The 14,527-nt window shown below is 34.4% G+C and carries 9 protein-coding genes; 6 read left to right on the top strand and 3 right to left on the bottom strand.

Going from position 1 to position 14,527, the window contains the following annotated elements:
• The first annotated feature begins 548 nt into the window (after window positions 1–548).
• The 5 genes from B5X64_RS17875 to B5X64_RS17855 all read left to right on the top strand — a co-directional run bounded on the left by B5X64_RS17875 (window position 549) and on the right by B5X64_RS17855 (window position 9,910).
• Window positions 549–2,780 carry a TonB-dependent receptor gene (locus tag B5X64_RS17875; protein ID WP_079466529.1) on the top strand — a complete coding sequence of 744 codons (2,232 nt, stop codon included), beginning with the start codon at window positions 549–551 and terminating at the stop codon, window positions 2,778–2,780.
• A 246-nt stretch (window positions 2,781–3,026) separates the two neighbouring features.
• Window positions 3,027–4,544 (top strand): pyridoxal phosphate-dependent decarboxylase family protein, encoded by a 1,518-nt coding sequence (locus tag B5X64_RS17870; RefSeq protein ID WP_079466528.1) that lies wholly within the window; start codon window positions 3,027–3,029, stop codon window positions 4,542–4,544.
• Entirely contained in the window at window positions 4,522–6,942 is a 2,421-nt protein-coding gene (locus B5X64_RS17865) for a GNAT family N-acetyltransferase (RefSeq protein ID WP_079466527.1), read from the top strand. Before B5X64_RS17870 ends, B5X64_RS17865 begins: the two co-directional genes overlap by 23 nt.
• 335 nt (window positions 6,943–7,277) lie before the next feature.
• Complete coding sequence (locus B5X64_RS17860) at window positions 7,278–8,591, top strand: lysine N(6)-hydroxylase/L-ornithine N(5)-oxygenase family protein (protein ID WP_079466526.1); 1,314 nt, start codon at window positions 7,278–7,280, stop codon at window positions 8,589–8,591.
• Window positions 8,567–9,910, top strand: a complete 1,344-nt coding sequence (locus tag B5X64_RS17855; protein ID WP_079466525.1) for an MATE family efflux transporter — start codon at window positions 8,567–8,569, stop codon at window positions 9,908–9,910. Before B5X64_RS17860 ends, B5X64_RS17855 begins: the two co-directional genes overlap by 25 nt.
• Before the next feature lie 120 nt (window positions 9,911–10,030).
• Here the strand turns inward: B5X64_RS17855 and B5X64_RS17850 are convergent, their stop codons facing one another.
• From B5X64_RS17850 to B5X64_RS17840, 3 genes are all read right to left on the bottom strand, one after another.
• Window positions 10,031–12,319, bottom strand: coding sequence for an NADP-dependent malic enzyme (locus B5X64_RS17850; protein WP_079466524.1), 2,289 nt, complete (start codon window positions 12,317–12,319; stop codon window positions 10,031–10,033).
• Window positions 12,320–12,634: 315 nt separating this feature from the next.
• Entirely contained in the window at window positions 12,635–13,486 is an 852-nt protein-coding gene (locus B5X64_RS17845; protein ID WP_079466523.1) for an ATPase, read from the bottom strand.
• Window positions 13,487–13,572: 86 nt separating this feature from the next.
• Window positions 13,573–13,836: a hypothetical protein gene (locus tag B5X64_RS17840; RefSeq protein ID WP_066680021.1), complete on the bottom strand. Its 264-nt coding sequence runs from the start codon at window positions 13,834–13,836 to the stop codon at window positions 13,573–13,575.
• A 229-nt stretch (window positions 13,837–14,065) separates the two neighbouring features.
• Here B5X64_RS17840 and B5X64_RS17835 point away from each other — a divergent pair, with 229 nt between their 5' ends.
• Window positions 14,066–14,524, top strand: a complete 459-nt coding sequence (locus tag B5X64_RS17835) for a GtrA family protein (protein ID WP_066680023.1) — start codon at window positions 14,066–14,068, stop codon at window positions 14,522–14,524.
• Window positions 14,525–14,527 lie beyond the last annotated feature (3 nt).

Here is a 14,527-nt window from a genome sequence, read left to right as displayed (position 1 = left end):
AGGCTTAATTCCCGCCATTGGCAGCCTGTTTTCAATCGTTTTATAATGAGTTTAAAGATTTTCCCTAAATCAAATCTCGTGGAAAACCCTCGTTTATCTTTGCTTATGAGTTCCAGATTTTAGTTCTTTTTTTTGCAACTCTAAATTGCTAATTTTCTGGAAACTCTTTTTCTAAATAAGTTTAAACAAGTTCATTATTAAATTCTTTAGATTAAAATGTTCAAAATTGATCTTCTAATTTTCCGAAAAAATTAAAATTATTGGGTTCGTCTATCATTTTTGGGGATTTCTGATATTAATAAATTGATAGTTTTTAGAGATAAAAAAGCTTAACAATAAAAAATTATTTGAATTTTTATTTTCACCACGATTTTATCATCTCATTTTGAGACTGCATTAAAAGAATATTTAAAGAAGGTTAATCGGTTTCATAAGTCAATAGTATTCTGTTTGATTTGTTTTAAAGCACTTACGTGACAAAAGTCAGGTTGATTTTTCCATGAATAATAATTTATATTTACCTCATTATTTTTAATTATTCTAAATAAATGAAAAAGCAATACGCACTTTCAATTTTCTTATTGGCTGCTTTAGCCATAAATACAAACGCTCAAATTACTAAAGACAGCATTACAACAAAAAATATTGATGAAGTAATTATGGTATCCTCCCGTTCGCCGAAACAGATAAGCGATATTCCCGGGACGGTTTGGGTAATCAGTGATAAAGAGCTACAGACTCAGATTCGAGGCGGAGCCGGATTAAAGGAAGTGTTGGGAAATATGATTCCAGGATTCGATTTTGGAAATCAGGGACGAACCAATTATGCTCAAAACATGCGTGGAAGAAATGTTTTGGTGATGATCAATGGAATTTCTCTGAACAGTACAAGAGCAACAAGTCGTCAGTTCGACGCGATTGATCCTTTTAATATCGAAAAAATTGAAGTTCTTTCCGGAGCATCTTCTATTTACGGGGGAGATTCTACAGGAGGAATCATCAACATTATTACAAAAAAACCGACGTCTAACAAACTGGCTTTCGAAACTTCGGTTGGCTTAAAATCAGGTTTTCATAAAGATGATCTCGATAAAAGAATCGCGCAATCTATCGCAGGCGGAAATGATAAGGTAAAATTCAGATTAGGAGCCGCCTTTACACAAAATGAAGGCGCTTTTGATGCCAATGGCGACCAAATTATCACCGATGTAAAACAGGCAGATTTTCAATACAACAGATCAATTGATCTATTGGGAGGAATTAGTGCTAAACTGGCTCCAAACCAAGATCTGAATGTAGATTTACAATACTACAATTCAAAAGTAAGAAATAAAAAGTGGCTTTCATTCGGACAGAATTTTGTTGGGTTCACCACAAAAAAACCTGATTTGATTAACGTTTTAGACGGAGCTGATTCTGATCTTGTTCCAAGAACGGAACGTTTTATGGCCAACCTCAATTACAATGTGCGAAATATTTGGGGTGGGCAAGATTTAATTTTACAGGCTTACGGAAGACGTGAAGAAGTATATTTCGGAGCATCGTTTGCTGAAGTTCCGAAACCACCGGCTGGAGTTGTACTTCCGGTTTTTCTTTCATCCGCAAGAGGAAATACAAATGCATACGGCGCAAAATTAGTTTTAAATAAAAAATGGAGTTCTTTCAATTTCACTTATGGAGTTGATATAGATCTAGAAAACTTTACAGGCGATCAGGCAATTTTTAATCCACAAAAAAGTGCAGAATCAGGAGGTTTGGTCAATCAAACCGATGCTTTTGTAGGAAGATATCCCGATACAAAAACATCTGCTCTTTCAGGTTTTATTCAGGCAGATTGGAATATTACAGAAAAATTAACTTTTTCAGGAGGTGTTCGTCAACAGTTGATCAATGTAAAATTGGATGATTTTGTAGGATTCAAAGAACAGGTTTATATGCATTTCGGTTATGGAAATTCTGCAGATGCCGTGAAAGGAGGTAAAAATAATTACGACGTTACTTTATTGAACGCAAGTTTACTGTATAAATTTAATCCTTCTTGGCAAACCTGGTTAAATTTCTCTCAGGGATTTGCCGTTCCTGATGCTGCAAAATCTTATGGTTTCGGAAAATATCAATTGAGCAATAACCGTTGGAACTTGCTCAACAGCATGAATATCGCAGAGCAACCTTTAAGCGGAATTAAAACCGATCAGATGGAGCTTGGTTTTAGGCATAACCGAACTTCAGAAGAAGGACTTTCTGCTCAAGGATCGGTTTTCTATGCACTTTCCAACAAAACTTTGAAAATCGACAATGCCGCTTTCACCATTTCTTTGCTTGATCAAAAATTAAGAAACTATGGTTTTGAAGGTGCTTTAAGCTACAGATTTATTCAAGGTTTAGAATTGGGAGGAAACGTGTTATTGATGCAGTCTGAAACAGAAACCGTTGATAAAGGTTGGCAAAACCAATCGGTTTACACTACAAACCCATCAAAATTTATGGTTTTTACGGGATGGAATGCAAAAAGTTTTTCATTAAGACTACAAATGCAGAATTCTATGAATTATACAGATTTAGCAAACATGAAAATAAATGGATATACCTTATTTGATTTGGTTGGAGATGTGAAATTAAACAAAGGAGTCATTAATTTTGGAGTACAAAATATCTTCAACAAACAGTACACCACCATTTGGGGACAGCGTTCTGTATTTTTCTACGGAGCGCCACAAAAAGCCTTTGCTTATCAGGGACGAGGAACTACATTTTCTGTAGGATATACAATAAATTATTAATTATTTAAAAATGAAACATTTCGTCACTTCGAGTAGATTTTGAAAAAATCGTATCGAGAAGTTTTTATACAAGAGTAAATTTAAAAAATCATAAAGATTAATCTTCATTAAAATTATTCTTGTCAGAAGCCTTAGAGGTTAAATAAAAGTTCTCGATACAAATTCTTGCAGAATTTTACTCGAACAGACGATAAGTTTTCGCCAATACTATTTAAAAGTAAAAAGAAACACCAGCCAAAAATTTTTATGAACACAGTTATTACCGAACAATTGATTTCGGAAAAGGAAAGTCTTTTCCCAAATCTGGAGAACTTATTTTGTGATATCAACATTCACGAATACCAAAATGTAATGCAAAAGGCACAGGAAAGTGTAGTTGCATTTCTAGAAGACAACAACCAACCTTTCAGCGGAGTTTCTCCAAAAGACCTTAGAAAACAATTTGAAAAAGTTGATCTCAACAGTTATCCACAAAGTTATGAACAGGTTTTCGAAGAGGTCAGAACACTTTATACACAACACGCCGTTGCTTTTCATCATCCAAAATACGTTGCCCATCTCAATTGTCCGGTTGTTATTCCGGCGGTTGCAGCGGAAATGTTGATCAGTTCTATCAATTCTTCTCTTGATACTTGGGATCAAAGTGCAGGTGGAACTTTAATGGAACAAAAATTAATCGAATGGATCTGCAACGAAATTGGTTACGGAAAAAACTCAGATGGAATTTTTACAAGTGGCGGTTCTCAAAGTAATTTGATGGGAATACTTTTGGCGAGAGATCATTACTCGATCAAACATTTTAATCATAACATCAAAAAAGATGGATTGCCGAAAAATGCACATCGCTTCAGGATTTTCGTTTCAGAAATGGCTCATTTTAGTATTCAAAAAAGTGCTTCTATTTTAGGATTGGGCGAACAAGCCGTTGTTAAAATTAAAACCGACCGGTCTTTTAAAATGAACAGTATTTTGTTGGAAGATGCCATCCAAAAAGAAATCGAAAACGGAAATATTCCGATTGCAGTGGTTGCAACTGCAGGAACTACAGATTTTGGAAACATCGATCCTTTAACGAATATTTCAGTGATTGCAAAAAAATACGGAATGTGGTTCCATGTAGATGCAGCTTATGGTTGCGGATTGCTTTTAACTGAAAAACACCGTCATTTAATCAATGGAATTGAAAACGCAGATTCTGTAACGGTAGATTATCACAAATCTTTTTTCCAGCCTGTAAGTAGCAGCGGATTTTTGGTAAAAGACAGAAACTATTTCACATTAATCACGCATTATGCCGATTATTTGAATCCAAAAGATCACGACGAAAATGAAATTCCAAATCAAGTTAATAAATCGATTCAGACAACAAGAAGATTCGATGCGTTGAAACTTTGGTTTACTTTAAGAATTATCGGCAAAAAAGGGCTCGGAAATTACATCGAAAGAATCATTTATACTGCTCGTGAAGCTGCAAATTTACTGGAAAATGATCCGCATTTTGAACTATTGAACCGTTCCGATATTTCGGCTTTGGTTTTCCGTTACTCAGCGAATCCATTCAAAACTTTCGATCTGAGCAGGGTCAATACCTACATTAAATCCCAACTCTATAAAAACGGCCATGCTCTCGTTGCAGGAACAAAAGTGAACGGACAGTTTTATTTAAAATTTACCATTCTCAACCCTTTAACAACTGTTGAAGACATCAAATCAATACTAATCACAATAAAAAAATACGGAAATGAATACATTGAAGTTAACTAATCAGCAATACGCAGAAAATATTAATTATACGGCTCTCATCAACTGTTATATGAGAGAATTTACCAACTGGAGCCGTTATTTGGGAATCCCGAAATATGATATTGCCATTGCTCAAAACATAAGAAAAACACCAACAGATCTTCACATCAGAATCGATTTTTCTTCGATAGGATGTGACGTTTATATTCCTGTTACTTATTTTTCTGAAACTGGAAGACATCTTTTTGATTTTCCGGTTTTAAGAAGAGTTTTGGAGACGGATGAAGTTTCAGAAATTGACATTTACGGCTTTATGACACTTATTGCAGAATATTCAAAAGGAATTCATGCCGATATCGATGCTTCGACAGTATTGAAAAGATTAAATAACAGCATTGAAAATCTGTCGACCTATTTAGATCAATTAGTAGAAAATAATAAATCGGTCAATAATTTGGAAATGTCTTTCATTGAGGCTGAACAGTCATTGGTTTTAGGACATATTTTACATCCTGTTCCAAAGTCGAAACAAGGTTTTAATCAGGAAGATCTGTTGAAATATTCCCCGGAAACTTCAGGACAGTTTCAGTTGTTCTATTTTTTAATCAACCCTGAAAATGTGATTGAAAAAAATGCAGACGGAAAGTTTGTTACTAAAGAATTAGGCGAGAAAATATATCCGCTTTTAAATTCAGAACATAAAAAATTGTGGGACGAATTTCCTGATCATCAAATTGTTCCGATGCATCCTTGGGAAGCTGAATACTTACTGGTTCAGGAAGATGTTCAGATCATGCAGGAACAAGGAATTTTGTTTGCTTTAGGTCATTATGGAGAATTTTTCACTCCTACCTCTTCTGTAAGAACAGTTTACAGCGAGAACAGTAAATGGATGTATAAATTTTCTCTGCATGTAAAAATTACAAACTCAGAAAGAATTAACCTTTACCCTGAACTTCATCGTGGTCACGACATTAGTCAGTTATTAAAAACCGATTGGGGGAAAAATCTACAGACAGATTATCCTGAGATCGATTTTATGGTTGATCCAGCTTTTATTGCGGTAAAATTTAATGACAAAATAATTAACGGGTTTAATATCAGCATCAGAAGAAATCCTTTTCAGGGTGAAGATAAAACTAAAAATGTAACACTTTTAGCAGCTCTTTGTCAGGACGGAATTTTTGGTCAGCCTTCAAGACTGCAGAATATTATTGTCAACACTGCCAGAAATCTTGATCTATCCGTAGAACAGGTCGCTTTAGATTGGTTCAAACAATATCTTCATATCTGTGTAAGACCCATTGTCGGGATTTTAAACAAATATGGTTTAGCGTGTGAGTTTCATCAGCAAAATGTAATGATTGAGCTTGATGGAAAAGGGTTTCCAGCGAAAATTTATTTCAGAGACAATCAAGGGTTTTTCTTCAGAGAAGGCAGAAAAGAATTGGTTTCCAATGCACTTCCGGGAATTACGGATGAAAGCCAATCGATTATTCATGAAGAATCTTTAGCTCCGAAATACACGTATTATTTGGTAACGAATAATATTTTAGGAGTTGTAAATGCTTTAGGCTGCAATCAATTAGCGGATGAAAGAAAATTGATTAATCTGGTTTACAAATCATTCAAAGAACTTGAAAATGAGGACGAAACAGGTTTAGTAGACTACATTATCAACAAAAGAACTTGGTACACCAAAGGAAATTTAATTACAAGTCTTCAAAATATCAACGAAGCAGACGAAAATTTAGAATATCCTGCCGTTTTCCTTGATACACCAAATCCTCTAAATAAATATTTCTTTTCAGATAAATTAATTAAGCCTAAAACAAACGAAATCGTTTATTCAAGATACTTTGAAGAGGAAAATGTAAATATTAGCATTCGTCCTTTTGATATCGAAAAAGATTTTGAAATGATTCACGAATGGTTCAATAGGGAACACGCAAAACCGTTTTGGAAAATGGATGGGTCAAAAAGAGACTTAGAACTGTGGTTCAGAACGATTCTTCCAAGCGATGAACAGCATAGTTTTATTGGTTATGTGAATGATGTTCCGCAATTTAGTTTTGAACCTTATTGGTCAATGAGAGATGTTGTCGGAGCTTATTACGATGCACTTCCGACCGATTACGGAACACACTTTTTTGTTGCTGAAACTCAGAAAGACAAGAAATTTTCGTTCCAGTCATTTCAGGCTGCTTTAGATTATATTTTCATGCTTCCTGAAGTTGGAAAATGTATCGGCGAAGCTTCTGTTGATGCGGTTCCGACGGATAGAATTATTACAAAATTGGGCTACACTCGCGAAGGTGTGATTGAAATGCCTCATAAAACCGCTTACCTTACTTTCTGTACGCGTGAAGGATATTGGGATAAATGCCCGAGAAGCAGACTGGAAGTGAAAAGTATTTAATCATAATTCGTTAAAAAAATTAATAATAGGCTTCGACTACGCTCAGCCTGACAACGTATTATAAAATTTAGTATTAGCGATGTCATCCTGAGCGAAGTCGAAGGATCTTAGTAAACCTTATAGGTTTTTGAAACCTATAAGGTTTGAATAAATAATTCAAATTTCAACCATTAAGATTTAATTTAAGATGTTAAGATCATTAAGAGATTTCTCCTTCGTTGAAATGACATGCGCACTATCATTCTGAATGGAGCAAAGCGAAATGAGGCATCTAACTTAAATTCCTTAATAGAAACTTAATGTTTCAATAAAAACAATTTCAAAAAACAAAAACATTGGAAAATAACAAAATATACGATATCATCGGGATCGGAATTGGTCCTTTTAATCTTGGATTGGCAGCACTTTTAGAGCCTGTAGAATCTATCGATTCGCTTTTTTTAGATCAGGCAGAAGGTTTCGACTGGCATCCCGGTTTGATGCTTGATAATGCTACTTTGCAAGTTCCTTTTATGGCGGATCTGGTGACAATGGCAGATCCGAAAAGTAAATACAGCTTTCTGAATTTTTTAAAGGAAACCGACCGTTTGTATAAATTTTTCATTAGAGAAGATTTCTTTATTTTAAGAAAAGAGTATAATCTGTATTGTCAATGGGCGGTTAATCAATTACCGAATTGTCTTTTCGGAAAAAAGGTTGAAAACATTAGTTTTAATGAATCTGAACAATTGTATATCATTGAAGTTTTAGATTTAAAAAATAACGATGTTACAAAATATTATACTAAAAAATTGTCTTTAGGAACGGGAACTCAGCCCAAGTTACCTGAATTTATGAAAGATAAAAACTATCCGAATGTCATTCACACTTCAGAATATTTGAATCACAAAGAAGAAATTTTAAATTCAAAATCGGTGTCAATCATCGGTTCCGGGCAAAGTGCTGCCGAAATTTTCCAGGATCTTCTTCCGGAAACAGATGATAATTTATTCATGAGCTGGTTTACAAGACCCGACCGTTTTTTCCCGATGGAATATTCGAAACTGACATTGGAATTGACTTCACCGGAATATGTTGACCATTTTTATCAGATGCCTTCCAATCAGCGTAAAAATATTTTAGCAAAACAACATCCGCTTTACAAGGGAATTAATTTTGACCTCATCAACGATATTTTTGATACGATGTACGAAATGAGTGTTGGAAATGTTCCATTAAATGTAGAATTAAAGCCAAGCTGTCAATTGGACAATATTTCTCCTGAAGGAAATTCTTATGTTTTGAATTTCACGCATGTTCAGGACGAAGCTACTTTTACCCACACTTCAGATTATGTGATTTTGGCAACAGGATATTCTTATAACGAGCCAAAATTTTTAAAAGGAATTGAAAATAAAATTCAAAGAAACGAAGACGGTTTATTTGATGTAAGTCGATATTACACCATCGATAATGAAGAAAACATCTTTGTGCAAAATGCAGAACTTCACACTCACGGTTTTGTCACTCCGGATTTGGGAATGTGTGCTTACAGAAATGCAATTATCATTAATTCTATTGCAGGAAAAGAAATTTATAAAGTAGAAAAACGAATTGCTTTTCAGCAATTCAATAACTCAAAAGAATGGATCGCAAAACATTCATCTTAAAAGGTGACTTAAAAAAGGTCATGTGGGAAACTTCATGGCCTGCCGTTGTGGCGATTGTTTTGTACGGAATCAATAATTTTCTGGATGCAATTTTCGTTGGATATTTAATTAATACAAAAGCCCTAGCTGCCGTAGGAATGGCTTTTCCTTTGTCGCAAATTGTTTTAGGATTTGGAAGATTGGTCGGAATTGGCGCAGGTGCAGCTGTAAGTATTTGGATTGGCGAAAACAGACAGGATAAATTATACAAACTCTTCGGAAGTTTCAACTTTCTGTGTATTTTTTTCTCATTAATTTGTACAGTTCCCGCTTATATTTTTGCGAATGAACTGATGGCAATGATGGGCGCAAAAGGAGAATTACAAACGATTGCTGTTGAATATTTTCGAGTTACATTGATCGGAACCATTTTTTGGATCTACGGTTTAGCTTTAAATATGTTAATTCGTGCAGAAGGAAAAATGAAAACTGCTGCAGTGATGATTGCAGGTGGATTGGTCATCGATATTATTTTAAAACCTATTTTTATTTCAACTTTCGGAATGGGCGTTTCCGGCGCAGCTTGGGCAACCAATTGCGGAATGCTGATTTATTCTTTACTTGGGTTTTATTATTACGCTAAAGGAAAAAGTTCTTTCAAGACCAATTGGAAATCGGTTTCTTATCATCCTGAAACTGGAAAAAGAATTTTAAAATTAGGGCTTCCGGAAATGATTTTATCGGTAATGGGAGTTGTACAAAGTATTATTATTTTTAATGCGATTGCTTCTTACGGAACAGAGGATGATATTTCTTTTTTCACCGTTTTGAATCGGTTCTTCCTATTTTTATTGACGCCTTTATTTGGATTAATGCGAGGTTTACAGCCCGTTGTCGGAATTAATTTTGGAGCCGGACAATTTGAAAGAGCCAGGAAATTTTTAAAAACCTACATTTTAGCAGGAATTGCGATACTTTCACCCTTCTTTTTGATGGCAATGATTTTTCCGGAACAATTAATTGGATTAATGCTTCCAGGATATATTGTAAATGCAAGTCAAATTCAGGATTTCAGATTATTTTTCTCTGTACTTCCGTTATTGCCGATTACTGTTTTGGCGCTTTCGTATTATCCTGCAGTGAACGATAGCAGAAAAGCCAGTTTTCTTGTTTTTTTGAGACAATTAATACTTTATATTCCGCTAATGCTTATCCTTCCTTATTATTTTGGAGTGAAAAGTATTTATTGGGGAAGTGCTTTGATAGAGGTAATTGTGGGAGTAACTACGTTTATTATATTAAGGAAGGGTGTTGCTAAACCGAAGATGCAGCTTACGTAAAAATAAAAGTCGAGCAGAATTCTACGAATTCTGCCCGACTTTTTTATTCATTAATATTTTTGATAGATAGGATTTTATCCTATCCTTTGCTAAGTCGTCCCTTCGGGACCTCAATCAAAATTATTTTTTAGCTTCTCTTCTCTGTGCATCCAAAACTGCAACTGTTGCCAAGTTTACAATTTCGTCAACACTTGAACGCATCTGTAAAACGTGAACCGGTTGTTTCAGTCCCATCAAAATTGGTCCGATTACTTGCGCAACCTTCATTCCTCTGATGATTTTATATGATAAATTTGCAGATTCAAGATTCGGGAAAATGAATGTGTTTGCAGGAGTTGTTCCTAATTTTGAGAACGGATAATCACTTAAATGATCAGAGTTCATTGCAAAATCAGGCTGAATTTCTCCATCCACAATCATTTTCGGGAATTTCTCATGAAGAATGCTTACTGCTTTTGCTACTTTTTTGGAAGTATCAGAAATTGCTGCAAAGTTTTCAAAACCTAACATGGCAATTCTCGGCTCAATAGCAAATGACTTCACGGTGTGCTCTGCCATTTTAGCGATATTTACCAGATCTTCAGCGGTAGGATTTTGGTTGATTGAAGTATCTGCGAAGAAAATAGGTTTCTTTTCAGATAAGATCATCATCATTGCCGCTACTTTATCAACCCCTTTATCTTTTTCGATTACTTCTAAAACAGGTCTTAAAGTAGAAACATAATTTTTAGAAAAACCAATAATCAATCCGTCTGTATCACCATGTTTCAGCATTAAAGGCCCAAAATAATCTCTCTGACGAACGTGTCTTTTTGCCTTGTACTCGTTCATCCCTTTTCTCTGACGAAGTTTCCAAAGGGTTTCTCTATATTTTTTTCTGTTTTCTTTCTGGTCGTCATCACTAGGATCGATAATCGGAACATCAATATTGATCCCGAAACGTTCCATTTGCTCTTTCACATATTTTTTGTCTCCTAAAAGAATAGGATGAGCAATGCCTTCTTCATATAAGATCTGTGCCGCTTTCAGAACATTATATTCTTCAGCATTTCCTAAAGTAATTCTTTTCGGATTAGCTTTTGCACGGTTTTGCATCATTCTCACCAATTTCTCATCTCTTCCCATTCTGTCGAGAAGCTGAGTTTCATATTCTTCGAAATCGGTGATGGTTTTTCTTGCAACACCACTATCAATAGCAGCTTTTGCAACTGCACTTGATACTTTGGTAATTAATCTGTTATCAAATGGTTTTGGAATAAAATATTCTCTACCAAACTGTAAATTCTTAACGTTATAAGCCAAAATTACTGCTTCAGGAACTGGTTCTTTAGCCAAATCTGCAATCGCATGAACTGCAGCCAATTTCATTTCTTCATTAATACCTTTTGCCTGAACATCTAATGCACCACGGAAAATATATGGGAAGCCAAGAACGTTGTTCACCTGATTAGGATAATCACTTCTTCCCGTCGCCATGATTACATCTTTTCTTGTAGAAAGTGCCAAATCATAAGCAATCTCAGGATCTGGATTTGCTAATGCAAAAACAATTGGATTTTCAGTCATGCTGCTCAACATTTCTGGTGTCATCACATTTCCTTTAGACAAACCAATGAAAACGTCTGAACCTTTTACAGCATCTTCTAAAGTTTCAATATCTGTTTGAGCGATGAAATCTAATTTTTCAGGAGTAAGATTTTCTCTTTTATGATTGATAACCCCTTTACTGTCGCACATCAATACATTTTCTCTTTTTAAACCAAGAGAAATATAAAGATTGGTACAAGCAATAGCTGCTGCTCCTGCTCCGTTTACCACCATTTTCACTTCTTCAATATTCTTATTGGCAATCTGAAGAGAGTTGATCAATGCTGCTGCAGAAATAATCGCTGTTCCATGCTGATCGTCGTGCATCAACGGAATATCTAATTCTTCTTTTAATTTTTGCTCAATATAAAAAGCTTCCGGAGCTTTGATATCTTCAAGGTTAATCCCTCCAAAAGTTGGAGCAATCCCTTTTACAATTTGGATAAATTTATCCGGATCTTTTTCGTCAATTTCAATATCAAAAACGTTGATATCTGCAAAGATTTTAAACAAAAGACCTTTCCCTTCCATTACAGGTTTTGAAGCTTCAGCACCAATATCTCCCAAACCAAGAACTGCTGTTCCGTTTGAGATAACCGCCACCAAATTTCCTTTTCCTGTATAATCATAAACCGTTTCAGGATGATGATGAATCTCCATACATGGAACTGCAACTCCTGGAGAATAAGCCAAAGACAAATCTCTCTGCGATGAGTGTGGCTTTGAAGGAATTACCTCAATCTTTCCTTTGGGTTCTGCTTTATGATAATCTAACGCTGCCTGACTAAAGTTTTTTTCGTCGCGGTGAGTTTTACTTGACATATAATTTTCTGTTTTTATTTAATATTTATCAAATTAGAAGTTATAAATGTTCTTTTGTCTTAAAACAAAAGAACCAAAAATTCAAGACTGGATTTCTCCGCTAAAATTTTAAAAACTTCCTAAAATTTCCAGACTCGGGCGGAAACAATATTTCAGATGCTAATCCTATTTTCTGCCGCCACTCAAACAGTGGAAATTTCTTTACGGAATTTTTTAAAATTTCTTTACGCTACGAACTCCTAAGTCGTTTAGAAAGTTTTATTACTTAACTTGACATTTATTTATATATTATTTTTTTATTAAACTTATTATCTACTATAAAATATATTTAATGTGGTAATCAACCAAGCTTTCGATGGGCTTCTGTACGATATGCCCCACATTTAAATTGAGTTCTGACGCAGCAGAACGTAAAATATTTTCGTAATAATAAGCAATAGAGCCTATAAAATTAATTTCGGCATTCTGAGATTCTTCATACGGAAGAACCTGATAATCGAAGAAATTTTTCATCTCTTCCAAAACCATATTCTGGAAGTAGGGATGATCTTTTCTTTCGACTACAAATTTATTGAAATTAGCTAAGTAAGCATTCGGTCTGGTGGTATGATACATGTTCTTTAACGCTTCATCTATCGTTAAGCCATATATTTCTTTAAACTCAAGATGCAAATCCTGAGGAAGTTTCTGCATAAAGAATCTACGCACCAATTGTTTTCCGATGGCACTTCCGCTTCCTTCGTCCCCCATAAGATATCCTAACGAAGGGAGTTTTATTTTTAAATTTTCTCCGTCAAAATAACATGAGTTCGAACCTGTCCCTAAAATACACACTATTGTTGGCTTACCAGTATAAGCGGCATAAGCGGCGGCATAAAGATCTTCTTTTACAACGATTTGAGCATTGGTAAAAACTTTGCCTACTTCTTCTTCTATCGTTTGGCAGTTTTTTTTCACACCACATCCTGAACCATAGAAAAAAATCTTGGTAATAGAATTCTTAACTGATATTAAGCTATTGTTTTTTTCAATTTCGGGTACGATGAGCTCTTTGCTGATAAAATTGGGGTTGAAACCAATGGTTTCAGTCTTTAAGAAAACATTTTTGAAGTCATCCAAGATTACCCAGTCAGATTTAGTAGAACCACTATCAACAATAGCAACCATATTTCTAATTTTAAAGGGCTAAATTATGAATTTATCTTTAATTAGACTTCAAAAACGGGCACAGATACTTTCATTTATGATTAAGTTCAGCTTTTGATTTCGTTTTTATTTTGGTTAAACTGTATCAACCAGTCTTCTATCTCTTCTTCAAGATAAGTCGCTTGCATTACCATGGCGTTGATAAAATCGTCGGGTACAGGATCACCATTTGAATTTTCAAGATTCCACAGATCATCCGACATATTTTCGTACTCTGAGTATACCCTTTTGAAACGGGTATTTTCTTTTTCTAAAACTTCAATATTTTTCTGTTGAAGCTGAAATTTTCTGTATTTGTTTTGAGATTTCATACAAATATTAGGGTTAATGTAGTTTGTAAAATTTGTGCAAATTCTTTTCATCGTGCTTTACAAGATAGAAAGACCATCAACAGAAAAAGTTGAAAATGAATTTTTTATCAGGTACTATTTCTTTCGTTCTGAAAATTAAATTTAGAAATTATTTTAACACGAAAAAAAAAATTAACAACTTTTTTCACTGTTTAACATATAGTTATAAATTTGCATATTATTAAAATAGATGAAAGCATTATTACTACGCCATAAACAGGTATTATTATTTATCATTGCGGGCGGACTCAGTGCGATTGTGGAAATCGGGAGTTTCAAAATATTCAGCACCTATCTTCCGCAAGCTATTTCTCAAGAACAAAATTTTCACGGAATTCATTATCCGCTAAGTAATATTTTCTCAACGAGCTGCGGAATTTTATTTAATTATTTTCTGAGCATCTGGTTTGTTTTTGAACGTGGAAAACATTCTAAAAGAAAAGAGTTTGTTTACTTTATGGTGGTTTCTTTTATTTCCACTATTTTAAGTTTAAGTTTTTTCCAAATCTTTTACAGTTTTATATTTAAAGATAATATTGATTTAATTTTTTATACCTTGAGTCCGGAAATGACGAGTAAGATTGCTGCTATTCTGTTGGTTTCTATTCTTAATTATTCTGTAAAGAAAAAAGTAATATTTAACGGTTGATTT

Source organism: Chryseobacterium balustinum (assembly GCF_900168205.1).
Classification (GTDB): Bacteria; Bacteroidota; Bacteroidia; order Flavobacteriales; family Weeksellaceae; genus Chryseobacterium; species Chryseobacterium balustinum.
The sequence above is the reverse complement of the archived record's forward strand: the minus strand, read 5'-3'. Positions and strand labels throughout refer to the sequence as shown.